This is a genomic window from Sphaerisporangium sp. NPDC088356, from assembly GCF_040685555.1.
GTDB lineage: Bacteria > Actinomycetota > Actinomycetes > Streptosporangiales > Streptosporangiaceae > Sphaerisporangium.
On the sequence record NZ_JBFBIK010000003.1, the window covers coordinates 45,573 to 70,885 of the forward strand.

At 69.7% G+C, this 25,313-nt stretch carries 19 protein-coding genes and 2 pseudogenes; 10 read left to right on the plus strand and 11 right to left on the minus strand.

The features are described 5' to 3' along the window. Positions 1-7: 7 nt before the first annotated feature. Complete coding sequence (locus AB0O34_RS02310) at positions 8-1,900, minus strand: amino acid transporter (RefSeq protein ID WP_363911692.1); 1,893 nt, start codon at positions 1,898-1,900, stop codon at positions 8-10. A gap of 383 nt (positions 1,901-2,283) precedes the next feature. Between AB0O34_RS02310 and AB0O34_RS02315 the strand changes: the two genes are divergently transcribed. Beyond that, a complete protein-coding gene (locus AB0O34_RS02315) occupies positions 2,284-4,560 on the plus strand; it encodes a cellulose binding domain-containing protein (RefSeq protein WP_363911694.1) in 2,277 nt (758 codons plus the stop codon). 45 nt (positions 4,561-4,605) lie between these two features. On the opposite strand, the pseudogene AB0O34_RS02320 reads toward AB0O34_RS02315, so the two are convergent. The 3 genes and pseudogenes from AB0O34_RS02320 to AB0O34_RS02330 all read right to left on the minus strand — a co-directional run. Further along, positions 4,606-4,746, minus strand: a pseudogene (locus AB0O34_RS02320) (glycosyltransferase); the annotation flags it as partial. Positions 4,747-5,267: 521 nt separating this feature from the next. Beyond that, the gene (locus AB0O34_RS02325) at positions 5,268-5,693 is read right to left on the minus strand and encodes a hypothetical protein (protein ID WP_363911696.1); all 426 of its coding nucleotides are present in this window, start codon (positions 5,691-5,693) and stop codon (positions 5,268-5,270) included. Beyond that, positions 5,693-6,343 carry a hypothetical protein gene (locus tag AB0O34_RS02330; protein ID WP_363911698.1) on the minus strand — a complete coding sequence of 217 codons (651 nt, stop codon included), beginning with the start codon at positions 6,341-6,343 and terminating at the stop codon, positions 5,693-5,695. Before AB0O34_RS02330 ends, AB0O34_RS02325 begins: the two co-directional genes overlap by 1 nt. Before the next feature lie 717 nt (positions 6,344-7,060). On the opposite strand from AB0O34_RS02330, the gene AB0O34_RS02335 reads away from it, so the two are divergent. Beyond that, the gene (locus AB0O34_RS02335) at positions 7,061-7,639 is read left to right on the plus strand and encodes a hypothetical protein (protein ID WP_363911700.1); all 579 of its coding nucleotides are present in this window, start codon (positions 7,061-7,063) and stop codon (positions 7,637-7,639) included. Positions 7,640-8,078: 439 nt separating this feature from the next. On the opposite strand, the gene AB0O34_RS02340 is transcribed toward AB0O34_RS02335, so the two are convergent. Together AB0O34_RS02340 and AB0O34_RS02345 are read right to left on the minus strand one after the other, a co-directional pair. After that, the gene (locus tag AB0O34_RS02340; protein ID WP_363911702.1) at positions 8,079-9,257 is read right to left on the minus strand and encodes a UDP-N-acetylglucosamine--N-acetylmuramyl-(pentapeptide) pyrophosphoryl-undecaprenol N-acetylglucosamine transferase; all 1,179 of its coding nucleotides are present in this window, start codon (positions 9,255-9,257) and stop codon (positions 8,079-8,081) included. Positions 9,258-9,682: 425 nt separating this feature from the next. After that, complete coding sequence (locus AB0O34_RS02345) at positions 9,683-10,171, minus strand: NUDIX hydrolase (RefSeq protein WP_363911704.1); 489 nt, start codon at positions 10,169-10,171, stop codon at positions 9,683-9,685. 140 nt (positions 10,172-10,311) lie between these two features. Between AB0O34_RS02345 and AB0O34_RS02350 the strand changes: the two genes are divergently transcribed. Next, positions 10,312-11,592, plus strand: a complete 1,281-nt coding sequence (locus AB0O34_RS02350; protein ID WP_363911706.1) for an MFS transporter — start codon at positions 10,312-10,314, stop codon at positions 11,590-11,592. Here AB0O34_RS02350 and AB0O34_RS02355 read toward each other — a convergent pair. After that, positions 11,566-12,357 (minus strand): MBL fold metallo-hydrolase, encoded by a 792-nt coding sequence (locus tag AB0O34_RS02355; RefSeq protein ID WP_363911708.1) that lies wholly within the window; start codon positions 12,355-12,357, stop codon positions 11,566-11,568. The genes AB0O34_RS02350 and AB0O34_RS02355 overlap by 27 nt on opposite strands. 287 nt (positions 12,358-12,644) lie before the next feature. Between AB0O34_RS02355 and AB0O34_RS02360 the strand changes: the two are divergent. Further along, a pseudogene (locus AB0O34_RS02360) lies at positions 12,645-13,472 on the plus strand (transcription termination factor Rho); the annotation flags it as partial. 135 nt (positions 13,473-13,607) lie between these two features. Here AB0O34_RS02360 and AB0O34_RS02365 read toward each other — a convergent pair. Continuing rightward, positions 13,608-14,243 carry an SDR family oxidoreductase gene (locus AB0O34_RS02365; protein WP_363911710.1) on the minus strand — a complete coding sequence of 212 codons (636 nt, stop codon included), beginning with the start codon at positions 14,241-14,243 and terminating at the stop codon, positions 13,608-13,610. A 104-nt stretch (positions 14,244-14,347) separates the two neighbouring features. Between AB0O34_RS02365 and AB0O34_RS02370 the strand changes: the two genes are divergently transcribed. Continuing rightward, a complete protein-coding gene (locus tag AB0O34_RS02370) occupies positions 14,348-14,962 on the plus strand; it encodes a TetR/AcrR family transcriptional regulator (protein WP_363911712.1) in 615 nt (204 codons plus the stop codon). Between the two features lie 3 nt (positions 14,963-14,965). Here AB0O34_RS02370 and AB0O34_RS02375 read toward each other — a convergent pair whose 3' ends face one another. Further along, positions 14,966-16,267 (minus strand): carotenoid oxygenase family protein, encoded by a 1,302-nt coding sequence (locus AB0O34_RS02375; protein WP_363911714.1) that lies wholly within the window; start codon positions 16,265-16,267, stop codon positions 14,966-14,968. Between the two features lie 29 nt (positions 16,268-16,296). Continuing rightward, positions 16,297-16,854, minus strand: a complete 558-nt coding sequence (locus AB0O34_RS02380; protein ID WP_363911716.1) for a hypothetical protein — start codon at positions 16,852-16,854, stop codon at positions 16,297-16,299. Positions 16,855-16,944: 90 nt separating this feature from the next. On the opposite strand from AB0O34_RS02380, the gene AB0O34_RS02385 reads away from it, so the two are divergent. From AB0O34_RS02385 to AB0O34_RS02405, 5 genes are all read left to right on the plus strand, one after another. Further along, on the plus strand, positions 16,945-17,484 hold the full coding sequence (locus tag AB0O34_RS02385) for a PadR family transcriptional regulator (RefSeq protein ID WP_363911718.1): 540 nt from the start codon (positions 16,945-16,947) through the stop codon (positions 17,482-17,484). A 90-nt stretch (positions 17,485-17,574) separates the two neighbouring features. Then, complete coding sequence (locus AB0O34_RS02390) at positions 17,575-18,774, plus strand: acetyl-CoA C-acyltransferase (RefSeq protein WP_363911720.1); 1,200 nt, start codon at positions 17,575-17,577, stop codon at positions 18,772-18,774. Then, a complete protein-coding gene (locus AB0O34_RS02395) occupies positions 18,771-20,864 on the plus strand; it encodes a 3-hydroxyacyl-CoA dehydrogenase NAD-binding domain-containing protein (RefSeq protein WP_363911722.1) in 2,094 nt (697 codons plus the stop codon). Before AB0O34_RS02390 ends, AB0O34_RS02395 begins: the two co-directional genes overlap by 4 nt. 25 nt (positions 20,865-20,889) lie before the next feature. Beyond that, a complete protein-coding gene (locus tag AB0O34_RS02400; RefSeq protein ID WP_363911724.1) occupies positions 20,890-21,732 on the plus strand; it encodes a putative RNA methyltransferase in 843 nt (280 codons plus the stop codon). Positions 21,733-21,849: 117 nt separating this feature from the next. Next, positions 21,850-23,634 (plus strand): prolyl oligopeptidase family serine peptidase, encoded by a 1,785-nt coding sequence (locus AB0O34_RS02405; protein ID WP_363911726.1) that lies wholly within the window; start codon positions 21,850-21,852, stop codon positions 23,632-23,634. A 19-nt stretch (positions 23,635-23,653) separates the two neighbouring features. Here AB0O34_RS02405 and AB0O34_RS02410 read toward each other — a convergent pair whose 3' ends face one another. Then, complete coding sequence (locus AB0O34_RS02410) at positions 23,654-24,958, minus strand: SpoIIE family protein phosphatase (protein WP_363911728.1); 1,305 nt, start codon at positions 24,956-24,958, stop codon at positions 23,654-23,656. Positions 24,959-25,313 lie beyond the last annotated feature (355 nt).

Below are 25,313 nucleotides of genomic sequence, written 5' to 3' on the forward strand. Positions count from 1 at the left end.
GGGGCGTTCAGCCGACGTGGACCTGGGGACGGCGGTCCGCGCGGGGCTCGGCCCTGCGGAGGATCTCCCGGGTCAGCTGGGGGACGTCCCCTCCGCCGAGGATGAGATAGCCGAGCAGGGCGAGCACAGGATTGCCCTCGGGCCAGTGGAAGTAGACCTGCGGGATGAGACCGGTCATGTCCCGCAGGTGGAGGAGGATGGCGGCGATCGCGTTGGGCACCGAGGGACTCCGCGTGGTGAGGAAGCGGCAGCCCTCCCGCTCCTCCCCCTTGACCTCCAGCGTGCTGCTGAACTCCGAGGCGTCGCCGATCGTCACCTCCAGGAAGAGCACGGGCACGTCCGGCATGAGGCGGTGCAGCCGACGGGATCGCCTTTCCTTCCCGTGGTAGTCGGCGCGGCCGCGCTCGTCCGGGTTGGTGGAGACGAGAACGAGCTGCCCCGACGCCGCCGCCTCCTGGACGAACCGCCGCGCACGCTCGTCCAGCCTGACCTCCTCCACCCGCAGTTCGAGCGACCGGGTGGCACGGGAGACGAAGGAGGTGACGATGATCGTGCCGATGAAGAACGAGGCGATCTTGATGCCTTCGGGGCGCTCGAAGATGTTCGCGATCGCGGTGTAGGCGATGACCAGCGTGATCACACCGAAGTGGACGAGCCCGCGCCGGTCACCCCGCCGGTGGGCCGAGATGGTCACGGCCAGCGCCGCGGAGAGGATCACGACGAGCACGCCAGTGGCGTACGCGCCGCCCTGGGCGTCCACGTCGGCCCTGAAGATGATCGTGATGGTGAACGCCACGGCGGTGAAGACCAGGACGAGCGGGCGGGTGGCGGTGGCCCAGTGGGGCGCCATGCCGTACCTCGGCAGGTAGCGCGGCACGACCGTCAGCAGGCCGGCCATGGCCGACGCCCCGGCGAACCACAAGATGGTGATCGTGCTGATGTCGTACACGGTGCCGAATCCCGGACCCAGGTAGGTGTGGGCCAGGTAGGCGAGGGCACGCCCGTTGGCCCTGCCGCCGCGCGCGAACTCCCTGGCGGGAATCAGCACGGCCGTGGTGAAGCTGCTGGCGATGAGGAAGAAGCTCATGATCGACGCCGCCGTGGTGAGCAGGCGCTTGGCGCCTTGGATCCTGCCCACGGGGTGCTCGGGGTCGTCGTTCTTCGAGCCCCGGATCAGCGGCATCACGGCCACACCGGTCTCGAAGCCCGACAGTCCCAGCGCCAGCTTGGGGAAGACCAGCAGCGCCACCCCGATCATGACCAGCGGGCTGGAGTAGTGGGCGCTCAGCAGCGCCTCCCAGTGCAGCACCGGTCCGGGCGTCGTGACCAGATGCTGGAGGGCCACCGTGACGACGACCAGGTTGAGGGCCAGGTAGACGGTGACCAGGCCCACCGCGATGCCGATGGCCTCGCCGAAGCCCGCGAGGAACACCGCCCCGAGCAGGGCGACGAGCGCCAGCGTGACCCCGATCCTGTGCCCGTGGAGCACGCCGGGCGCGAGGGGGTTCTCGATGACGTGCGCGGTGGCGTCGGCGGCCGACAGGGTGATGGTGATGATGAAGTCGGTCGCCAGGAAGCCGAGCAGCACGAGCACGAGGAACTTCCCCGGCCATCCCGGCAGGTGGCGCTGGAGCATGGCGATGCTGCCCTGCCCGTGCGGGCTCTCCTCCGCGACGCGCCGGTAGACCGGCAGCGCGCCGAACAGCGTGACGGCCACCAGCACCAGCGTGGCGATGGGCGACAGCAGGCCGGCGGCCAGGAAGGCGATGCCCGGCTGGTATCCGAGGGTCGAGAAGTAGTCCACCCCGGTGAGGCACATGACGCGCCACCAGGGGTGCTGCTTGGCGGGGGTCGCGTGCGCGTCCTTGGTCGGCGGCCCTTCCACCAGCCATCGGGACAACGGCCGCCACCAGCGGTCCCTTCCCCGCTCCTCCCCGGCCGTACCGCGTGCCGGGTCTCCGTTACCGGATTCTCTGTTCCCGTCCGTGCCGGGGCCCGTACCCAATACCGTCACTCCCCGTCGCACATGCGCTCGGCCGTTGAAAGTTTCAGCACCTCTCATGCCGGAGACTCGCGGCGTCGAATTGATACCCCCAGGTGAGCCCCGGTTTACCCCGCCGGCCTCACCGATTGGAACAGCGGCCGCGCGGCCGCTGTTGTGGCGGTTTCGTATGCATTCGTCTAGCTTCCGACCAGATCCGAATCCGAAGGCGCCGACCAGGCGGTTTTACCGGTCGTTGAAAATCGAAGCGCTTCGATAAATCTCTCGTGAAAGGGAGAGTCATGCGCCACATCGCCAAATCCCCGGTGCGTCGACTGGTGGTCATGGGGTCGGCGGCGATCACGCTGGCCGCCACGGTCACGGCCGTCTCGGCCGGCGCCGAGGCCGCCGCCGCGGGCTGCCGGGTGGACTACACGGTCGCCTCCCAATGGGCCGGAGGCTTCACGGGAAACGTCAGCGTGACGAACCTCGGTGACGCCGTCAACGGCTGGAAGCTCGTGTGGAACTTCACCGCGGGCCAGCAGGTCACCCAGGCCTGGGGCGCCACCGTGACCCAGAGCGGTACGCAGGTCACCGCGGCCGACGCCGGCTACAACGCCGCGCTCGCCACCGGTGCCGGCACCTCTTTCGGCTTCAACGGCTCGTGGGACAACTCCAGCAACCCGGTCCCCGGCTCGTTCGCGCTCAACGGCGTCACCTGCACGGGCTCGACCGGGCCGACACCGACTGTGACGCCGACGGTCACGCCCACTGTGCCCCCGACGGTGACCCCCACGCCCACCCCCACGACCACGGCCCCGGCGGCGAACGCGCGCCAGGCGGAGAGGCTCAACCGGGGGCTCATCAGCGCCAGGTCGGGCAGCGGCAACTTCGTCACCTGGCGCATGCTCGGCACCGATCCGGCGAGCGTGGCCTTCAACCTCTACCGGGGCTCCACCAAGCTGAACTCCTCACCGATCACCGGGTCCACGAACTACTTCGACAGCGGCGCCGCGGCGGACGCCTCGTACACCGTGCGGCCGGTCGTCGGGGGCACCGAGCAGGCCGCGTCGGAGGCGTCACTGCGGTTCGGAGGCGGCAACTACCTCGACGTGCGCATACAGCCCCCGTCCGGAGGCACCTCGCCCGACGGCGTCGCCTACACCTACAGCGCGAACGACGCCAGCGTGGGCGACCTCGACGGCGACGGCCAGTACGAGTTCGTGCTGAAGTGGGACCCGTCGAACTCCAAGGACAACTCCCAGTCCGGCTACACCGGCGACGTCTACGTGGACGCCTACCGCCTCAACGGCACCCGCCTGTGGCGGATCGACCTAGGGCGCAACATCCGCGCCGGGGCCCACTACACGCAGTTCCAGGTGTACGACTACGACGGCGACGGCAGGGCCGAGGTCGCGATGAAGACCGCGGACGGCACGGTCGACGGCGCCGGCAGGGTCATCGGCAGCTCCTCGGCGGACTACCGCAACAGCTCCGGCTACATCCTGTCCGGGCCGGAGTACCTGACGATGTTCAACGGCCAGACCGGCGCCGCGATGTCCACGGTGAACTACGACCCGCCGCGCGGCACCGTGTCGTCCTGGGGCGACAGCTACGGCAACCGGGTCGACCGGTTCCTGGCCGCCACGGCGTACCTGGACGGCACCAGGCCGAGCCTGGTCATGGCGCGCGGGTACTACACCCGCACGGTCATCGCGGCGTGGGACTTCCGCAACGGCACGCTGACCAAGCGGTGGACGTTCGACTCCAACAGCTCAGGCAACAGCGCGTACGCGGGCCAGGGCAACCACAACCTGTCGGTGGCCGACGTGGACGGCGACCACAAGGACGAGATCGTCTACGGCGCCATGTGCGTGGACGACACCGGCAGGGGCCTGTGGAACACCGGCAACGGCCACGGCGACGCCATGCACGTCGGCGACCTCGACCCGTCGCGGTCCGGGCTGGAGGTGTTCAAGGTCGACGAGGACAGCAGCAAGCCCAGCTCCTGGATGGCCGACGCCCGTACCGGCCAGGTCCTGTGGACCACCCCGCCGAACGGCGACAACGGGCGCGGCGTTTCCGACGACATCTGGTCCGGCAGCGCGGGCGCCGAGTCGTGGTCCGCCGCGGCCGACGGCCTGCTGAACACCAAGGGCGCCAACGTGGGCCGCAAGCCGTCCTCGATGAACTTCCTGGCCTGGTGGGACGCCGACCCGGTGCGCGAGCTGCTCGACCGTACCCAGGTCGACAAGTACACGACCAGCGGCGAGAGCCGCCTGCTCACGGCCTCCGGGGTCCACTCCAACAACGGCACCAAGGCGACGCCCTCACTGTCGGCCGACCTGTTCGGCGACTGGCGTGAGGAGGTGGTCTGGCCGACCACCGACAACACGGCGCTCCGCGTCTACACGACGACGTCGGTGACCGACCGGCGCGTCTTCACCCTGATGCACGACACCCAGTACCGCGAGGCCATCGCCTGGCAGAACACCGCCTACAACCAGCCCCCGCACCCCAGCTTCTTCATCGGCAACGGCATGACAACCCCACCCCAGCCGAACATCTACATCCCCTAACCCATACACACTCAATAACCCCTGGCCCACGATCTCAACCACGGCCAGGTACCGCGCGTTGTGCGCCTGCTCGCCGCCGGCGGAACTGGCCAGTGGGATGAGGACCGCGGCCTTGCCGAGCGCGGTCAGCTCGGCGATCGTGCCCGCGCCGCTGCGGGAGATGACCACGTCGGCCAGGGCCAGAACGGTGGATCGTGATCACCTTCCCACCGCCTTCTGGGTTCAAGGCCGCACAGGGGTTCCTTCCCGGCCGTCCGCCGGGAAGTCCCTCAGCTGTGTGGGCAGCAACCGCTTGACCCGTCAAATGGGTGCCGGGTGGGCATATAACCCGGATACGCCACGAAAAACGGCTGACCCGGGGAGACACGATGCCCGACTACGAACCACCCGGCGACCTGCTGGAGTTCAAGAAAGCGTTCCTCGCCGCAGAGGTTCGAAGGCATGAGGTTGGTCAGGCGATGCCCGTCCGACGCTGTGGCCGCCATGAGGCGGAGATCGCTGAGGCGCAGCGGAGAGAGTGGGCTGACGCCTGCGCGAAAAAGTGTGCGCCTGGCCGAGGAGATCCACCGGCACCCGTGGTGGTACGTCGACCACCGATAGAAAGCGGACATGGAACTGCTGAAGCTCGCCAAGGCTGACTGAGCTGAGCGCTCGCCGCTCCGCCTCAAAGAGGTGCGGACGCTTCTTGCTGTAAGTGAGATCAGGGTTTAGGACGCTCGGACGACGAAGGTGGTCGAAGCCAGGCCTTTGCCGTCCACATCGAAGCACCAGGTGTACGTGGCACCTTGGACCAGGGGGAGTGGTGCGACGGTGACGGCGATGCTGCTGTGGATGTCGGTCAGTCGGCTGGGATCGCCTTCGGGCACACCGGAGTCAGCCAGGCTCCCCATCTGCCCCCCGAACTCGATCGACAGATCGTCATTGACTTTCACCACAATTCCCGCTTCGTCCACAAGCCGCAGATGGAAAGTCCGCTCGACGGCAAGTTCCTCCCAGGGCACGCGGAGAAACACGACAACGGCTGTGGAAGCGGCAGATGGTGCAGTAACAGACCAGTCGGCGCCTAGTATGTGCACCTTGCCTGTGCCTGTGTCGCGTTGAGCTGCATCGCATAGCACGATGAAAGCCTGCATTAACGGCCCACCCTGAGGAGGTCGACAGCACCAGTAGTGGTGGTCGGCTCCGACTGTGGGGTCAGCGCTTTTCCGACCACTATTGAGGCTTGATCGCCCCAACAGAGAACGGAATCCCTGACCTGCGAGTACGGCCAGGCACCGCCTAACAGAGGCGGCCCCTCCAGCGTACGGAGACGGTCATGGCGCAGCATGTAATCGATGTCCGTCATGTCATCGCGCGAAGGGTGGGCCACGCCGTCATCGAGTTCGAGTTGGCGCAGCCATGCGTTGACTTCTGTCCATAGCCAGACTCGTGCTCGCCCCACGGTTCCTTCCGGCGCAGGGAAGGGGGTGAGATCGTTGTGACGCTTACCTGTGACCCACTGGGTGACGTTCTGGCGAGATCGTCCGGTTCGCTCGGCGATCTCAGGTATCCCCACTAGGTCACGGTCGAGGCGCAGGAAGATCAATTCGGGAACATGAACTCTGCAGGACACGACGGCGTGACGGGCGGCATCGATGGCGTTTGTGCCTTCTGATAGGAGGGTGAGGAGCTCCACGCCAGCAGCTCGTGACAGGATGGCATCAAGCTGATCTGCTAGCACTGAGACTGCCGCATCGTCACTGACGTTGGCTCCAGCGACTACGAAGCACAGCTCGTACTGCACAAGACTCTCCTCGGTCCGCCTATGACTAGCTTCCGCCATCTGTTGACGAACGTCAACAGTCCTATCATGGCTGCCGGTCTCGGTTCATGCCGGTACGACTCCTCCGGGGGTCGTCTGGAGGGAGGGGACAACGAGCTGCTTGTCTCGCGATCTGTTTGGCGTGCCAGTCGGCGTCTTTAGGGGTGCCACTGATCGGGATGGTGGTGCATCCGCTGTCGTCGCAGGGACAATAGAGCTTGCCCCAGTGATTTTCTTTGCGTAGCGTCCACCCCTTCTTTACGAGCCGGGTCAGGACCTGGCGCACAGGAGGCTTTGGGTGATCGGACGGAGAAATCTCGGCACCCGTCATCCCCGCTCCCTCCATGGAACGATCTTCCACCCCGTGCCCCCATGCGACTGTAGCGTTGCAAGAGTCGAGGCGGGAGGCCGAGACGGAAGGCTGTTGGCGCATAGCTCCAACATCTACCCTCTTCCTCCGATACGCCCTAGAGACCAGCAAGCGTCTGCTGCGCCTTGTAGACCTCGCGAGCCTTGTCAACAGGTGGGTTCGTCACCAGTTCCCTCCCCGTCGGGCTCCCAGTGGGACCGACGGAGGCATGAGAACACGCCGCGGGTATTACCGTCCTGGTCTGATGCGACACGCATCGGCAACCGATCGGCCAGGTTCGGCGTCACACCTTCATGATCCTGCAAGCCGATCCCCCCAGCTGGCCAGACGTGCTCTCCGCTGTCAGCACCTTCGCCGCAGCCATCGCCGCCGGCGGAGCATGGTGGGCCGCCAGCAAGTCCAACAGCACTGCGGAGAAATCGAATGAACTCGCCGACATCGTCAAGACGATCGAGCAACGCCGCTGGCACTCTGAGCTCCACCCTCACTTCGAGGTGAGGTGCGTCCCCGAGCACGGCGACCGAGTGGAGCTACGCATACAACTCTTGCGTCCGCTCGCCTTGGACAAGCTGACCATCCGGGCGAGCATCCGCGACGACTGGCCCGACCGAGCCCCCGTCACCGCCGGCGAACCCACCCAGGAGCAGATCGACACCACGATCTGGGGGCCGTATCGGTTCGCCGACAGCGCCGACGGCGCGAACAAGATCGGGCGCATCGTCGCGCCGTTCGAGCTGGCGATGGGTGACGGCCGGCCCTTCTCCCTCACGCCGACTATGTACCCGCGCTGGACTACCCCCGAGATCTGGGCGGACAGGTACAAGGGCACCCGGATACGTCTGGCGCTCCACTGCACCCATCCCGACTACGCGCCGTGGGTCGTACACGAAGAGGTCTCTGTGGACTGACGATGGTGAGGTGGACCCGGGAGGCCTCCGAGGTGGAGGCCCGTGTTCGCCCCTCGGGGACTGCTGCCCTACTCGCCGTCTCGCACGAACTGGAGCCGCTCTCTCGGTCGGTCGCCATAAGCTCGGCGCGCTGGCACCGAGGCAGGCTCCCTGGCCTGACGCCTCGATCAGGGGGCCATGGCCATGCCCGAACTACCAAGCGCTTCATCCCCTGCTCGCCTCTTCGACATTAGGTGGGCATAGGTACGGGCGTCCTCTCATCTCGGACAAGCTGCCCCGGCTCGACCAGATCGCGCCCAGACCCCAGGACCAAACCCGCTCGGGGACCCACTTCAGCCGGAACAACGCCGCTCTTGGCCACCGCAGCGACTGGACCAGGGAGCTGTCCCCCTGGCAGCACCTGATCGACAGCCTGCACCAGGCCCTCGTGCCGAGGGCGTCAACGGTCGGCGGCGACAGACAGCAAGATGCCAACGAGCCGGTCGGCCGCGTCAGACCGACCGTGCGACCGGGCTAGGTCCGCGATGGCGGCTCGCCGAGTGGGGTAGGCGAGGAGTGGGGTCACAGCCTCCCGCAGAGCCTCCGGGGATACCTCGCCGAGGAGAGCGACCGCGGCGCCGGCCTCGGCCAGGTGTCGCGCGTTGTGCGCCTGCTCGCCGCCGGCGGAACTGGCCAGTGGGATGAGGACCGCGGCTTTGCCCAGCGCGGTCAGTTCGGCGATCGTGCCCGCGCCGCTGCGGGAGATGACCACGTCGGCCAGGGCCAGTACATCAGGCAACTCGGCGCCGACGTAACCGGTGAGCAGATAGCGGGCCGCCAGATCCCCGGGGAGTTCTGCGGCGCGCCGGCGCATGTCCGCGACATTCGCGGGCCCACACTGATGGACGACGTTCGCGTGGGACAGCAGCCACGGCAGGATGCCGGCCACCAGGCCGTTGATCTGCTGCGATCCTTGGGCGCCGCCGGTGACGTAGACGGTCGGGCGTTGTCCGTCGAACCCCGCCATGCCCAGTGCCTCCACCGCCCGGTCCGGACGGCCGCGCAGCACCTCGGGCCGCACGGGATTTCCGGTGACGATGGCGATCGCGCGGGCAGACTCCGGCAGCAGCGGCACGGTTGATTCCGACGACACCGCGATCCGCGTCGCGGCGCGGGCGAGCAGACGGTTGGCCAGGCCAAGGCGGACCGTCTGCTCGTGGACCACCAAGGGACGACGGCACAGCTTGGCCGCCAGGCCCACCGGGACGGCGACGTATCCGCCTGTGGACAGCACCACATCAGGGCGGAAATCGGCGACGATCGAGCGGGCCTGAGCGACGCCCAGCGGCACACGGCCCATGTCAGCCACATTGGCAGGCGAGATCATCTTCAGCGGATTGCTTGAGCGGCGCACCTTGCCAGTGGCGACCGCGGCGAAAGCGACCCCTTCGGCCGGGGCGACGCGGGCCTCCAGGCCGTCAGCCGCTCCGACCCACAGGACGTCAACAGTCCTGCCCGTGGCCGCGAGCCTGGCCTGAAGTGTGCGAACCGCGGTGAGAGCGGGGTACGTGTGGCCACCCGTCCCGCCCCCCGTGACGATCAGACGGAAGGGCCGCTCCAGATCCTCGGCACTGTTCACAAAGAAGCTCCCAATCTGCTACGCCGGGGACTCAACCCACCGCTCACACCCTGTCGCGAGCGTCGTTTACCCGCGATGCGAATCTGATCTTCGTAGGCGACAATAGATGCATCGTGATCAACTCCCACCGTCCACGGCTCCATGGTCGCGGCTCCCGTCATCACACAGGGAGTCCGTCCAACCATCCGTCGCCACGCCCCGAAGCTCGCCTTTTGGGTTCCAGACCGCGCTCCTTCCCGGCCGTGCGCCGGGAGGTCCATCAGCTGGGTGGGCAGCAACTGCTTGACCCGTCACGTGGGTGCCGGGTGGGCAATTGACCGTTTAGGTCCTCACCCCACACAACGAAACCACTCCATCTCGGAGACGCAAGACAAGACGACCCGGACACCGGACACAGTCCAGTCGGAGCCGCTACCACCTCTGGCTCAGAGGGTGAAGTCGGGGGTGCCGCCGGTCAGGTAGAAGGTGGTGCCTTGGGCCTTCGCTTCGAGGGCGGCGTGGAGGCGGCGGATCAGGTAGGAGGGCATGAGGGCCTTGGCCTCGTCGACGTCGAAGAAGCCGCACTCGTCCAGTTCCTCCTCCTGGAGGATGACGCCTTCGGCGCCCGGCAGGCTGCCGCAGTCGAACAGGAAGTGCACCAGAGGCATCGGGCGGTCGGAGAACGGCGGCACCCAGTGCACGCCCAGGAACCTGCCGACCGGCAGGGTGAGCCCCAGTTCCTCGGTGATCTCGCGCGCGCACGCCTCGTCCGGAGTCTCGCCCTCGTCCACGTGACCGCCGGGCCAGAGCCAGTGGTCGCGGTAGTTGGGCTTGACGAGCAGCACGCGGCCGCACGGATCGGTGATGAGCGCCCCCGCTCCCGCGAGGGTCTTGTTGATCCGCTCGTAGAAGAGGTCAGACGAGATCGCAGCCATGATCCGACCGTAGCGCCGAGAACGGCCCCGCCCCCTAAGCGGCTGACCCGTAGACCTCAAGGCGTACGGCCCGCCCGCGCCCTACCGGACAAAGAACCCTGAAACAGTTCAGAAACGGCCAAACCGTAAAATGTTTCATCATGGCGGACGTGCGGGTACCTAGACGAGTTTGGATCATCTGGGGCATCGGCGTCTTCGCGTACGCCGTCGCCGTCTTCCACCGGCAGTCGCTCGGCGTCGCCGGCATCGAAGCGGGCCTGCGGCTCGGTGTCGGGGCGACCGGGCTGTCGATGCTCGCCATGCTCCAGCTTTTGGTCTACGCCGGGATGCAGATCCCCGTGGGGATGCTCGTCGACCGGCTCGGCTCCAAGCGGATGCTGCTCATCGGGGCGGGCGTCATGGCCTGCGGCCAGCTCGTCTTCGCCGTGTCGGGCGGGCTGCCCGACGCCATCGGCGGCCGGATCCTGGTGGGCTGCGGCGACGCCATGACCTTCATCAGCGTCATCCGGCTGGTCAACGTCTGGTTCCCCAACCGGCGCAACCCGCTGATCGTCCAGCTCACCGGCCTGCTCGGCCAGCTCGGCGCGGTCGCCTCCGCCGTACCGCTCATCCAGGGCCTGCACCACTACGGCTGGACGCCGACCTTCCTGACCGCCGCCGCCATCGGCGGGCTCTCCCTGGTGCTGGTGGCGGTCCTGCTGCGCGACTCCCGCCCGGCGGAGGCGGTCGAGCGTCCGCGCCTTCGCGAGGCGTGGGCCGAACCCGGGACCCGCCTCGGCATGTGGACCCACGCCGCCACCCAGTCGTCCTCCGCCGCGTTCCTGCTGCTGTGGGGCTACCCGTTCCTGGTCGAGGGCCAAGGGCTGCGCCCCGCGACGGCGGGCGTGCTGCTGACCACGCTCACCCTGCTGGGCATGGTGTGCGGGCCGGTGCTCGGCTACCTCGCCGGACGCCACCCCTTCCACCGGTCGCGCATGGTGCTGATCGTCATCGGCTCGACCGCCGGGGCCTGGACCGCCGTACTGCTGTGGCCGGGACGCGCGCCCCTGTGGCTGCTCCTGGTGCTGGTCGTGGTGCTTGCCGGGAACGGCCCGGGCTCCATGATCGGCTTCGACTTCGCCCGGACGTTCAACCCGGCCGCGCGCATGGGCGTGGCCACCGGCATCGTCAACGGCGGCGGCTTCACCGCCACCATGTCGGTGATCGCCTTCATCGGCATCGCGCTGGACCTGCGCGGCGGCATCGGCCTCGACGCCTACCGCTGGGCGTTCGCCGTGCAGTACCCGGTGTGGATCCTCGGCGCCGTGCAGGTGCTGCGCTACCGCGGCAAGGCACGCAGGCTGATCGCCAAGCTCAGCGAAGAGCTCGAAGAGGCCCGCGACACGGCGGAACCGTCACGTTCCTGCGCGAGCCCCACCTGAGAGCTCGGTGAAAGCCTCGGGGAAGTGCCCGGTGCCGATCAGGCCGCCGCGGGCGCGCACCCGCCGCAGGAGGTCTTCCCTGGTCACCACCGCCCGCTCGGGGTCGAGGTCGTGGGCGTAGGTGATCGCCGGGTTGGCGAGCTGGACGGGATGGAGCACCACGTCGCCCGTCAGCGTCAGCGGCCCGATCTCGACCACCTGGTGGCCCGGCGTGTGGCCAGGGGCGAGCTGGACGCGGACACCGGGGACGACCTCGGCGTCGCCCTCCACGGCGTCCACCAGCCCGGTCAGCGGGCGGAGCACCCGCTCCAGGATCGGGTTCGGGCCGGCGCCCTCGATCCAGTCGATCTCGGCCCGCTGGAGGATGTGCCGGGCGTTGGGGAAGGCCGGGACGCCGTCGACGACGGCGCCGCCGGCGTGGTCGCTGTGCAGGTGGGTGAGCACCACGGTGCCGATGTCCGCGGGCGCGACGCCCCGCGCGGCGAGCTCGCCGATCAGGCCCCCCGGCACCGGCGCCCAGCTCGACGCGGGCGAGTCGGACCCGCCGATGCCGGTGTCCACCAGGACCGTACGCCCGGCGCCGTCGCGCAGCAGGTAGCACCGGAAGTGCAGGACCCAGTCGTCCGCGAGCCCGGCCCAGTCTTCTGGTGAGCCCCCGGAGAGGATCTCGCGCACCGGTTGCCTGAGGTCACCGCCCATCGGGCCCACCGCGTCGCACAGCGGGATGACCTCGACTCCGGCGATCGACCTGGGCGCGTACGACATCGAACTCCCTCATCCGGGCGGCAGTGCCGCCCAGACTAGCGATCGAGGGGTTGCGCCTGGATCGCCCTATGCTGTTATGTTTGATATGCGCTCCAGCGCGGCCGGCTCGGCCCCGCGCATTTTCCGGAGCAGCTTTCTCTCCCGCCGCCCGCTGAGGGCAGGCATCTCGCACCGATCATCTGATCAGTCGCAGCTCGTCCAGGCATCCCCGTTTCAGGCATTTCTCCTGACGGATCGCCCCACGTTCCTCGCGTGATCTCCGGTGCCCCCTTCATCAAAGGACGATCATGACCGTAACCACCGAAGCACCATCAACGAGCATCGAACCAGCGCAGAAACGGCCACCGCGCCGGCGCGCCACCACCGAGCACCCGATCGAGCAGGTCTCCGGGCTGGTCGACATCCGGGACAAGGGCGCCTTCATCAGGACAAGCGGCTACCTTCCCGGCGAGAACGACGTACGCCTGCCCCTGTCACAGGTCAAGGAGCTGGGCCTTCGCCCGGGCGACCTGGTGCTGGGAAGCACACGCAAGCCGTACGACAGACTGGCCGGCCTGGTGTCCGTCAACGGGCGGATTCCCGGCCAGGCCAGGCCGCACTTCGCCGGACTCACCCCCATCCACCCACGTCACCGCCTGGTCCTCGAAACGGACTCCCCGATCACCCGCCTGATCGACCTCCTCACCCCCGTGGGCAAGGGACAGCGCGGCCTGATCGTCGCGCCGCCCAAGGCCGGGAAGACCATGGTGCTCAAGGCGATCGCGGACGCCGTCACGAGCAACCACCCCGGCGTCCACCTGATGATCGTCCTGGTCGGCGAACGGCCCGAGGAGGTCACCGACTTCCGCGAGTCCGTCCACGGCGAGGTCATCGCCTCGACGTTCGACCGGCCGGAGCGTGACCACACCTTGATCGCCGAGCTGGCGGTCGAGCGGGCCAAGCGGCTGGTCGAACACGGCACGGACGTCGTGCTTCTCCTGGACTCGCTGACCCGGCTCGGCAGGGCGTACAACGTCATCGCACCGAACGGCGGCAAGACCCTCACGGGCGGAATCGACGCCCAAGCCGTCTACCTGCCGAAACGCCTCTTCGGCGCCGCCCGCGCGGCCCGGGAGGGCGGCTCGCTCACCATCCTCGCGACCGCGCTCGCCGAGACCGGCTCCCGGATGGACGACTGCTCCTCGACCGCCTCCGCGAGACGCCGACGAACGCGGCTTTCCTCCGGCAGGTGGCCACATCGTGACCGAAGGTCAGTACGCCACGCCGACCGGCTGCTTCACCGTCGCGGGGTCGTCCACCACCGCGAGCATCGCGTGCGCCAGATCGGCCCGCGAGATCGTGTAGCCGCGCGGCACGTTGCCCCCGACGACCCGGCGGTAGTTCCCCGTCAGCGGCTTGTCGGTGAGCCGGGGCGGGCGCACGATGGTCCACTCCACGGCGCTGCGCCTGACCTCCTCCTCCATCGCCCCGAGGTCGGCGTACACGTCGCGAAGGGCCCTGCGCAGCAGCGGCAGCGCCATCGCCCGGTACCACAGGGCCTCCCCCTCCGGGACGGGACCGACCGGCACCGCGCTCAGGACCGCGAGCCGGCGCACGTCGCTCGCGTCCATCGCCCGAAGGATCGACCGCAGCGCCATCGACGCGATGCCGGCCTCCTTCCTGCTGTTCGCCCCGAGCGCCGAGATCACGGCCTCACGGCCGGCGAGCGCGGGGCGCAGCGCGTCGGGGCTGGTGACGTCGGCGGTCACCACCTCCAGCGCGGAGTGGCTGATGGGCAGGCGCGCCGGATCGCGAACCACGGCCGCGACCTGGTGCCCCGCGTCGAGCGCCTGCCGGACGACTTCTCTTCCCGTGCCGCCGGTGGCTCCGAAGACGGTGAGCTTCATGAGACATCCCCCATAAGTTGGTGAGTACTCACTCACATCATAGGATGAGTACCCGCTCTCCGCGCGGGCAAAGCCTTGGACCGGTGAAAGGAAGAAACGCTCCGATGCCCCACCAGCGCACCGCCGCCGGCGCTCGCACACGGCAACGCATCCTGGAGTCCGCCGAGCACCTCATGCGCACGATGGGCCTCGCCCGCGTCACCACAAAGGAGATCGCCCGTGCGGCCGGATGCTCGGAGGCGGCGCTCTACCGGCACTTCTCCGGCAAGGAGGAGCTCTTCATCGCCGTGCTGCAGGAGCGCCTGCCCGCGCTCGGCTCACTGATCACGGAGCTTTCCGAGGATCCGGGCGAGCGTACGGCCGAGGAGTGCCTCACCGACATCGCCCACAACGCCACGCTGTTCTACGAGGCGAGCATGCCGATCGCCTCCTCGCTCTTCGCCGAACCTGCGCTGCTCCAGCGCCACCGCGAGGGGCTGCGCAAGCTGGGCGCGGGCCCCCACAAGCCGCTCGACGCGCTCGCCCGCTTCCTTGGCGTGCTGCGCGCCGACGGCCGCATCCGCTCGGACGCGGACCCCGAGTCGGCCGCCGCGCTGCTTCTCGGCGCCTGCTACCAGCGCGCCTTCCTGCGGCACTTCATGGGCGAGGAGGGGTCGCCGAAGGGCCTCGGCGACTTCGCCACGGGCCTCGCCCGCACCGTCCTCACCGGCATCGCCTGACCGTCAGCGGTCGGCCATCCACGTCCCGTGGAAGCCGGCGGGAACGCGGCGCGGCAGCCGTACGGAGGCCACGAAGTCGAGCCCGGCGGCGTCGAGGACGAGCAGCTCCGAGCCCTCCCGGTCGTTGACGATCGACAGCAGCCAGCCCCCGTCCTCCGCCCGCGCGCCGGAAGCGGGCACGAACACCGCCTCGCCCGGCCGCCCGCCGAGATCCCGGGCGCGGGACGTGCCCGTCTCCATGTCGTACTTCACCACCGCGTCGCCGGTGACCGTGTAGAGAAACCTGCTGGACCGGCCGAGCAGCTCCTCGTCCAGGGTGGGGAACTCCACGGCGCGGTCGTCGAGCTGCTCCTCCTTCACCGCGCCGCTCGCGGGGTCGAGCACCCACCGGTGCAGCACGGCGCCGCCCGTCTCGGCGGCGGGAACGGCGCTGCCGCCTATGCGCGGCCAGATCCGGGCGAAGGCGCCGGGCGAGTAGCGGACCGCGTCGAGCACCACCCGGCCCGAGGCGTCCTCACGGGCGTTGCCGACATGGAAGACGTAACAGGGATCGATTTCGAACCAGCTCACCTGCCCCGCGCGGTCCATCACGCCGAGCCGGGCGCCGTAGGAGTCGTCCCACTGGAACGGCAGGCCCCCTCCCACGAGCTCCATGTCGAAGACGACGGGCAGGTCCAGCCACACGACGTGGTTCTCGGTGATCGCGAAGTCGTGGACCATCGTCGGGCCGGGGACGTCGACGACGCGGCTCTCCACCAGCTCCCCCGCGGCCGACAGGCGGTGGTAGGTCAGGAAGGGCGCGAGGACGCCGTAGCCGAAGAAGTGCAGCTCTCCGGTGGCCGGGTCGCGCTTCGGGTGCGCCGTCATCGCGGTGGTCAGCCGGCCGCCGAAGTCGCAGGGCCCGACCGTCTCCAGCTCGGGCGTCAGCTCGTACGGCAGGCCGCTCTCGACCAGGGCGAGGATCCTGTCGGCGTGGCGGATGACGTGGGTGTTGGCGGTGACGGCCGTCAGGTCGGGGCCGTCCGCGCCGAGGTAGGGCGCGCCTCCGGTGAACTTGCGGGTGCGCACCCACCGGTTGCGGTACCACTCGGCGCGGCCGTCGCGCAGGCGGATGCCGTGGATCATGCCGTCGCCGGCGAACCAGTGGCCGGGATCCTGGCCGGGGAGCGGGTTCGGCCCGTTGCGGAAGTAGCGCCCGGTGAGCTCGGCCGGCAGGGCGCCGGTGACCGGCAGGTCGACGGCGCCGATCTCGTCGGGCACGGGGGCGAGGTCGCCCGACAGGTAGGACGGTGTGGCGGTGGACATGATGGGCGCTCCAGACAGGGAAGAACGGCTCAGACGGCGTAGCGGGCGGCGACGGCCTTGGGGTAGCGGACGGTGAAGAGGGCGGGCGCCACGAACGTCACGACCTTGATCGTGACCACGGCGGCGGTCGCGTGCGGGGCGCTGTGGAGCAGGAAGCCCAGCGAGACGGCCGCGACGACGAAGGCCACGCCCCACACCGAGGTGATGACCGCGTTGACCCGGTAGAACACCGGCGTCTCCCACACCTCCCGGGTGGTCATGCTCCGGGCGACGCCAAGGGTGAACGGCCTGCGGATGGCCAGGGAGCCCCAGGCGGTGAGCGCCAGCCAGGCGTTGACCAGGGCCGGGCCGTACGGCATGAGGGGGGACTCCGGCGCGATCAGGGAGATCACCGTGATGACCGTGAAGAACACCGCCGCGCTGGACTCGATCACCATCTGGTCCCACTGCTTGCCCGACCTGCGGTCGGCGGCGATGACCACGAGCGCGATCACGAGGCCGGCGACCGCGCCGTAGCGCCACTCGTCGCCGGTGGCGATGACGGCGTACACGATCCACGGGAGGAACCCGAGGAGGCTGCGAATCATTGTCGGACCTTTTCGACGTTCCAATGTAGACATGTCGAAAGTAGAAGGTCTGCTGGCGACCTGTCAACAGTGGAATGTAGGATCCCGGTCATGAGCCTTCGACACGCGCTGCTCGGGATGCTCGCCCAGGGCCCGGCGAGCGGCTACGACCTGCTGAAGATCTTCGAGATCTCCCTGGCCAACGTGTGGCCGGCCACGCAGAGCCAGGTCTATGCCGAGCTCTCCCGCCTCGCCGACGCGGGCCTGGTCAAGGTGGCGGCGCAGGGCCCGCGTGGCCGCAAAGAGTACGCCATCGACGAGACGGGCCTGGCCGAGCTGCGTCACTGGCTGACGGAGGTCGAGCCCAGCCACGCCGGCCGCAGCGACATGCTGCTGCGCGTCTTCTTCCTCGGCCAGGTCGATCATGAGCAGGCACGCGCCTACCTTCGGCGGCGGGCCGAGTTCGGGGCCGAGCAGCACGAGAGGCTGGCGGCACTGAAAGGGGTGGTGTCCGACGGAGACGACGATCTCTCGGTCTACGGCCGGCTCGCCCTGGAGTGGGGCCTGAGGTTCAGCGCCTTGCAGCGCGAGTGGGCCGAGTGGGCCGAAGGCCAGATCGGGCGGGAAACCCCTGCGAAACCGCAGGAGTAGCTCCCCTTCGCGACCGGGCGCGCGGCCATGGCATCATGTTACTCACGAGTAGCCCAAAGCCGGAAGCTACCCGGCAGCGAGGAGCCAACCGTGCCTTCGTCCCGTGACGTCGTGTTCGTCGACGGCGTACGCACACCTTTCGGCAAGTCAGGGCCCAAGGGCCTGTACGCCGAGACGCGCGCCGACGACCTGATCGTCCGTGTCATCCGCGAGCTGATGCGGCGAAACCCGCACCTCCCGCCCGAGCGGATCGACGAGGTCGCCATCGCGGCCACCACCCAGATCGGCGACCAGGGCCTGACCATCGGCCGCTCCGCCGCCGTGCTGGCCGGGCTGCCGAAGTCGGTGCCCGGCTACGCCATCGACCGCATGTGCGCGGGCGCGATGACCGCGGTCACCAGCGTGGCGGGCGGCATCGCCTTCGGCGCCTACGACATCGCCATCGCGGGCGGCGTCGAGCACATGGGCCGCCACCCCATGGGCGAGGGCGTCGACCCCAACCCGCGTTTCCTGTCCGAGAAGCTGGTCGACGGCTCCGCGCTGATCATGGGCATGACGGCGGAGAACCTGCACGACCGCTACCCCGCGATCAGCAAGGCGCGCGCCGACGCCTACGCCGTCGCCTCCCAGGAGAAGGTCGCCAAGGCCTACGCCGACAACAGGATCCAGCCCGACCTCGTGCCGATGGCGACCCGCAAGGCCGCCGAGGGCTGGGGCCTCGCCACCGAGGACGAGCCGCCGCGACCCGGCACCACCATCGAGGGCCTCGCCTCGCTCAAGACGCCCTTCCGCCCGCACGGCCACGTCACCGCCGGGAACTCCGCGGGCCTCAACGACGGCGCCACCGGCAGCATCATCGCCGCCGCGGACGCCGCCGCCGAGCTGGGCCTGACGCCCAAGATGAGGCTCGTCTCCTACGGCTTCGCCGGCGTCGACCCCGAGGTGATGGGCGTCGGCCCCATCCCCTCCACCGAGCGGGCGCTGCGCCTGGCCGGGCTGTCCATCGGCGACATCGGCCTGTTCGAGATCAACGAGGCCTTCGCCGTGCAGGTGCTGGCCTTCCTTGAGCACTTCGGCATCGCCGACGACGACCCGAGGGTCAACCCGTACGGCGGCGCCATCGCCTTCGGCCACCCGCTCGCCTCGTCCGGCGTGCGGCTGATGACACAGCTCGCCCGAGAGTTCGGCGAGCGCCCCGACGTGCGCTACGGCATCACCACGATGTGCGTCGGCATGGGCATGGGCGGCACGGTTGTCTGGGAGAACCTCGCCTGGGAGGGCGCCAAGTGAGCGACATCACCAACATCTTCGCCGACGAGGTGGTGACCGGGGCGCTCGTACGCGACGTCCGGCTGCCCGGCGGCGCGGGCACGATGGCCCTGATCACGCTGGACAACGGCTTCGACCACACCAAGCCGAACACCTTCGGGCCGCGCGGCCTCGCCGAGCTCGACAAGGCCCTGGACGCCATCTGCGACCGCACCGACCTCGCGGCGGTCGGCGTCACCGGCAAGCCCTTCATCTTCGCCGTCGGCGCCGACCTCAAGGGCGCGTCGCTCGTACGGACCCGCGAGCAGGCCGAGGAACTCGGCCGGCTCGGGCACGAGGTGTTCCGGCGGCTCGGAGAGCTGGAGGTGCCGTCGTTCGCGTTCGTGAACGGCGCGGCGATGGGCGGCGGGCTGGAGGTGGCGCTGCACTGCACCTACCGCACGATCTCCTCCGGCGTCCCCGCGGTCGCGCTCCCCGAGTGCTTCCTCGGCCTGGTGCCCGGCTGGGGCGGCACGCAGCTGCTCCCCCGGCTGATCGGCCCGGCGAACGCGCTGAAGCTGATCATCGAGAACCCCCTGTCGCAGAATCGGATGATCAAGGGCGCCGAGGCGTTCAAGCTCGGCGTCGCCGACGCGATCTTCGAGCCCGCCGACTTCCTTGAGGAGTCCCTGCGCTGGGCCTCCCGCGTGCTGACCGGCGAGGCCGCCGTCCCCCGCCCGCCGTTCACCCAGGACGCCGAGTCCTGGAAGGCGGCCGTCGCGGGCGCGCGGACGCTCGTCGACCTGAAGCTGCGCGGAGCGTCCCCCGCCCCCTACCGGGCGCTGGAGCTGGTCGAACTGGCCCGTACGGCCCACCGCGACGAGGGTTTCGAGGCCGAGACCCAGGCGCTGGCCGACCTGCTCATGGGAGACGAGCTGCGCGCCGGGCTGTACTCCTTCGACCTGGTGCAGCGACGGGCCAAGCGGCCCGCCGGGGCGCCCGACAGGGCCCTGGCCCGCAAGGTGACCAAGGTCGGCGTGGTCGGCGCGGGCCTGATGGCCTCGCAGCTCGCCCTGCTGTTCGCCCGCCGCCTTGAGGTGCCCGTGGTCCTCACCGACCTCGACCAGGCCCGCCTCGACAAGGGCGTCGGGTACGTGCGCGCCGAGGTGGACAAGCTGCTCGGCAAGGGACGGATCAGCGCCGACCAGGCCAACCGGCTCAAGGGCCTGGTGACCGGGTCGCTGACCAAGGACGCGTTCGCCGACGCCGACTTCGTCATCGAGGCCGTCTTCGAGGACCTCAAGGTCAAGAGGCAGGTCTTCGCCGAGGTCGAGGCCGTGGTCGGCCCTGAGTGCGTGCTGGCCACCAACACCTCTTCCCTCTCGGTCACCGCGATGGCGTCGGAGCTGCGCCATCCCGAGCGGGTGGTGGGCTTCCACTTCTTCAACCCGGTCGCGGTGCTGCCCCTGCTGGAGATCGTCAGGGGTGAGCGCACCGATGACGCGTCGCTGGCCACGGCGTTCGCGGTGGGCAAGACGCTGAGGAAGTCCAGCGTGCTGGTCAAGGACGCCCCGGCGTTCGTGGTGAACCGCCTGCTCACCCGCTTCATGGGCGAGGTCATCGGGGCGGTCGACGAGGGCACCCCGATCGAGACGGCCGACCACGCCCTCGACGGCCTCGGGCTGCCGATGACGCCGTTCGCGCTGCTCCAGCTCGTCGGCCCCGCCGTCGCCCTGCACGTCGCCGAGACGCTGCACGAGGCATTCCCCGGCAGGTACGGCGTGTCCGCGAACCTCGCGGCACTCGTGAAGGCCGGCAAGCCCGGGGTCTACGCGCCGGACTTCTCGATCGACCCGGAGGCTCGGGAGATCTTCGAGGGGTCCGGGGCGACCGGGCCGAGCTCCGAGCAGGTCCGCGACCGCGCGCTGCGGGCGATGGCCGAGGAGGTGCGGCTGATGCTCGACGAGGGCGTGGTCGCCGCCGCCGAGGACATCGACCTGTGCATGATCCTCGGTGCCGGGTGGCCCTTCCACACCGGAGGGATCACGCCGTACCTGGACCGCACGGGCGTCTCCGCCGATGTCAACGGCCGCCCCTTCCTGTCGCAGGGGGTCGCCTCCGTCCCGGCCTGACCGCGCGGTTCGGGATGATGAGGGCATGCTGGTCGACGCCATCGAGTACCTCGTCTGCCCCGTGTGCCGCGGCGATCTCGCCATCGAGGGCATGGTCGTGCGATGCGCGCGGGGCCATTCCTTCGACGTCGCCAGGCAGGGCTACGTGAGCCTGCTCACGGGGTCGGGCGTCCCCGGCACCGCCGACACCCCGGCCATGGTGGCCGCGCGGGCCGAGTTCCTCGGCTCGGGACACTTCGCCTCCCTGGCCGGCCGGCTGCGCGAGCTGGCCGGCCACCAGGGGGAAGGCACCGCGGACCGCAGGGTCGTGCTGGACGCCGGGGCGGGTACGGGCCACTACCTCGCCGGGATGCTGGGCCCCGCGGACGTGGGGATCGCGCTCGACATCTCCAAGCACGCGCTCAGGCGGGCGGCCCGCGCCCACCCCCGCGTCGGCGCCGTCGTGGCCGACGTGTGGCGGCCGCTGCCGGTAAAGGACGGCTGCGCCGACGTCCTGCTCGATGTGTTCGCGCCGCGAAACGGATCGGAGTTCGCCCGGGTGTTGCGCCCCGAGGGCGTCCTGATCGTGGTGACGCCGACGCCGCGCCACCTCGCCCCCCTGGTGGAAAGGCTCGGCCTGCTCTCGGTGGACGAGTCCAAGAGCCGGCGGGTCGAGGAGGCGCTGGGGGCGTATTTCCTCGAAACCGGGCACGTGACCGAGGAGTCGGACATGCTGCTGGACCACAAGGCGGTCGAGACCGTGGTAGGCATGGGTCCGAGCGCCTGGCATACCGACCAGATGGCGCTCAGGGAGGAGATCTCACGCCTTCCGCACTCGATGGCCGTGAAAATGTCGTGCCGGATCTCCCTCTTCCGTAAGATCGCCTAGGCGAACTGGAATCACGAATTTCTCCGACTTTGTAGGCCATCTTCCGTTTTCAAGCGACATACTTAACGGCAACCCGCCGATCCCGGGTCCGGGAGAGCGTGAGGGAGGGGCACGCCCATGAAGGCCGAGGAACGCTGGCAGGCCAGGTTCCGCGCGGCACGTATGACGCTGCCCGTCTGGGCACGGCTCGCGCCGGCCCGGGCCGTGTACCGTTGCAACATCTCCGGCATCTGGGAGATCCACGCCTGGGACCGGTCGAACGGCTCCACGCGTCAGGTCACCAGCCGCCCGAGGGGCACGTCCCACGCCGCCATCGACCCCACCGGCCAGTGGATCTACTGGTTCTCCGACACCTACGGCGACGAGTTCGGCATCTGGATGCGCCAGCCGTTCAACGGCGGCCCCGAGATGCCCGCCCACCCCGACCTCGCTCCCGGGCACCCGACGGGCCTCGCGCTGTCGGCCACCGGCACCGCCGCCGTCGGCAGGAGCAGCCGCCACGGCTTCCAGGTGCTCCACACGCGGCTCGGCAGCGACGAGAAGCCCACCGTGATCTACGAGTCCCGCGAGTTCGCCCAGGTGGCCGGCATGTCGCTCGACGGCACGCTGATCGCGGTGAGCCACAGCGAGCACGGCGACTCGCGCCACCCGGCGCTGCGCGTGATCAGGTCCAACGGCCAGGTCGTCGGCGACCTGCACGACGGGCCGGGCAAGGGCTTCACCGGCGTGCGCTTCGCCCCCACCATGACCGACCGGCGCATCCTCGCCCTGCACGAGCGCCGGGGCCGCCGCGAGCCTCTGGTCTGGGACCCGGTGACCGGAGAGCAGCGCGAGATCTGGCTGCGTGTGCCCGGCGAGATCACCGCCGACTGGTACCACGACGGGCGCGCCGTGCTCATCGGTCACAACAACCGCGCCAGGACCGAGCTGTTCCGGTACGACCTGGGCGGCGGCGGGCTCACGCCGATCAAGACCCTGCATGGGGTCATCCACGACGCGATGCCCCGCCCTGACGGCACGGTCGAGTACTCCTGGTCGAGCGCCGCGCACCCCCCGGTGGTCAGGTCCAGCGACGGCCACGTGGTCATGAACCAGTCCGGGCCCTCCGCGCCGCCTTCGGTGCCGCTGGAGGACGTCTTCGTCGAGGGGCCGGGCGGGCGCGTCCACGCCCTGGTGTCCCGGCCCGAGAGCGGCCCCGCGCCGTACCCGACGGTGTTCCTGCTGCACGGCGGCCCGGCCGCGCAGGACGACGACTCCTTCCTGCCGAACGTCGCCGCCTGGGTGGACGCCGGCTTCGCCGTCGTCCGCGTGAACTACCGGGGCTCCACGGGATACGGCTCGGCCTGGCGGGACGCCCTGCGGGGCGACGTGGGCCACATCGAGCTGGCCGACGTCGCGGCGGTCCGCGACTGGGCGGTCAACCAGGGCATGGCCGACCCCGAGCGCCTCGTGCTCGCGGGCGCCTCCTGGGGCGGCTACCTCACGCTTCTCGGCATCGGCACCCAGCCGAAGTCCTGGGTCGCGGGCATCGCGGCCGTGCCGATCGCCGACCACGCGGCGGCCTACGGCGACGAGACCGAGGGCCTGCGGGCCTACCACCGCGCCCTGTTCGGCGGCTCCCCGCAGGAGGTCCCCGACCTGTACGCGGCGTCGTCCCCGATCTCCTACCTCGACTCGCTCCAGGCGCCGCTGCTGGTGCTGGCCGGCGAGAACGACCCGCGCTCGCCGATCAGCCAGATCGAGAAGTACCTGGAGAAGCTGACCGAGCGGCGGCACGAGTTCGAGGTCTACCGCTACAACGCTGGCCACGGCACGCTGGTGGTCGAGGAGCGGATCCGGCAGATGTCGGCGCAGCTGGACTTCGCCCGCAAGCACGTCGGGCTCGCCCAGCCGGCCTCCTAGCCTGCCCCCAACCGGCCCCCTACTCGGCTCTGAGGACCAGGATGGCCAGGTCGTCGGCGCTCGGCTCGATCGCGAACTCCTCCACCGCGCGGCGGATCCGTTCGGCCACGGCACGTGCCGACAGCTCGGCGCACTCGGCCAGGAGCTTGGACAGGCCGCCGTCGTCGTCCAGCAGTCGCTCGCCCGACCGGCGCTCGGTCACCCCGTCGGTCACGCCCAGCAGGACGTCTCCTGGCGCCAGGCGGACGTGGTCGGCGACGAACTCGGCCTCGGGAAAGACGCCGAGCAGGGACTGGGAGGTCACCACGGCCTCCACCACGCCGCTCGGGCGCAGGCGCAGCGCCTCGGGGTGCCCCGCGGAGATCAGCGAGAGGTCGAGGCCGTCGTCGGTGCGGGTGATCTCGCCGTGGAGCAGGGTCAGGAACCTGGCCCGCTCGCCCTCCTCCAGGATCGCCTGGTTCAGCCGCGAGACGACCGACGCCACGTCGTACCCCTCGCGGGCGAGCAGGCGGAGCGTGTGACGCGCGAGGCCGGTGACCGCCGCCGCCTGCGGGCCGGTGCCGCAGACGTCGCCGATCGCGAACCGCCATGAGCTCTCACCGGTGGTGAACAGGTCGTAGAAGTCGCCGCCGACCTCGTTGGTCTCGCCCGCCGGCTCGTACACCACGGAGTAGTCGAGGCCGGGGGTCTCGGCGGGGGTGCCGGGCGGCAGGAGGCTGCGCTGCAGGGCGCGGTTGGCGTCGGCCTGCTGGGCGTACAGCCTGGCGTTGTCCATGGCGAGCGCGGCCCGCCGCCCGAGGTCCTCCGCGAGCTGCGCGACGTCGTCGGGGAAGCGGCCGGAGCGCCCGAGGCACATCATGCCGAGGCTGCGCCCCCGGGCCACCAGGGGGAAGGCCAGCGACTGCCAGTCGGAGAGCTGGACCGGCACCGGGGTGAGGTTCTCCGCCGAGGGGATCACGACCTTGTCGAGCTGCTCGCGCAGCAGGTCGATCTGGGACTCGTCGGCGTGCCAGAGATACGCGAGGTCGAGCGGCCCGAGGCCCGAGTCGGCCGTGTAGACCGCGCACCAGGTCGCCAGGCGCGGCACCACGATCTGGGCGATCAGCGCGGGGACCATGTCGGGATCGAGGGTGCCGGCGAGCAGATCGCTCGCGTCGGCGAGGAAACCGAGCCAGCCGGGCCCCTGCGAGGAGCCCTGCCCGGTCCAGTCGTCGACCATGCGGCTGCCGCCGCTGCCGGGCAGGTGGAGGCGGGCCCAGCGGGTGCGGAGGTCTCCTGCGAAGCTCACGCCCCAGACGGTGACCGGAGCGGACGAGGGGGCCATGGCGACCTCGTCGTTCCCCTTCTGGCGAACCTCGATCTGGAGAGAATCGCCCTGATGAACCCATACAATCTCAAAAGCGACATCGCCTACTTCGGAGACCAGCTCTCCGGTCAGCCGCTCGGCTTCCGCGCTGATGGGAGCGGCCGCCCACGCAGTCATTACCTCGCGCGTGAACCGCTTCGCGGCGGGTAGGGCCGTCCTGCCAGGCGCGAACGACGCGGCCAGCACACCCCGGGAAGAACTTGTCATTGCACCGTGCTTACCACAGTCGGCTCTTACATGCGGTCAATCGACTGGGCGACCGCATAGCGTCCTTCATGCCAGACTGGCATTACTCCGAGTCCCGCCCGAACAG

Bases quoted from the DNA above. Each gene is read 5' to 3' on its own strand.
- AB0O34_RS02315 (WP_363911694.1), top strand. From the start codon at position 2,284: ATGCGCCACATCGCCAAATCCCCGGTGCGTCGACTGGTGGTCATGGGG.
- AB0O34_RS02325 (WP_363911696.1), bottom strand. From the start codon at position 5,693: ATGCAGGCTTTCATCGTGCTATGCGATGCAGCTCAACGCGACACAGGC.
- AB0O34_RS02345 (WP_363911704.1), bottom strand. From the start codon at position 10,171: ATGGCTGCGATCTCGTCTGACCTCTTCTACGAGCGGATCAACAAGACC.
- AB0O34_RS02350 (WP_363911706.1), top strand. From the start codon at position 10,312: ATGGCGGACGTGCGGGTACCTAGACGAGTTTGGATCATCTGGGGCATC.
- AB0O34_RS02355 (WP_363911708.1), bottom strand. From the start codon at position 12,357: ATGTCGTACGCGCCCAGGTCGATCGCCGGAGTCGAGGTCATCCCGCTG.
- AB0O34_RS02365 (WP_363911710.1), bottom strand. From the start codon at position 14,243: ATGAAGCTCACCGTCTTCGGAGCCACCGGCGGCACGGGAAGAGAAGTC.
- AB0O34_RS02370 (WP_363911712.1), top strand. From the start codon at position 14,348: ATGCCCCACCAGCGCACCGCCGCCGGCGCTCGCACACGGCAACGCATC.
- AB0O34_RS02375 (WP_363911714.1), bottom strand. From the start codon at position 16,267: ATGTCCACCGCCACACCGTCCTACCTGTCGGGCGACCTCGCCCCCGTG.
- AB0O34_RS02380 (WP_363911716.1), bottom strand. From the start codon at position 16,854: ATGATTCGCAGCCTCCTCGGGTTCCTCCCGTGGATCGTGTACGCCGTC.
- AB0O34_RS02385 (WP_363911718.1), top strand. From the start codon at position 16,945: ATGAGCCTTCGACACGCGCTGCTCGGGATGCTCGCCCAGGGCCCGGCG.
- AB0O34_RS02400 (WP_363911724.1), top strand. From the start codon at position 20,890: ATGCTGGTCGACGCCATCGAGTACCTCGTCTGCCCCGTGTGCCGCGGC.
- AB0O34_RS02405 (WP_363911726.1), top strand. From the start codon at position 21,850: ATGAAGGCCGAGGAACGCTGGCAGGCCAGGTTCCGCGCGGCACGTATG.
- AB0O34_RS02410 (WP_363911728.1), bottom strand. From the start codon at position 24,958: ATGGCCCCCTCGTCCGCTCCGGTCACCGTCTGGGGCGTGAGCTTCGCA.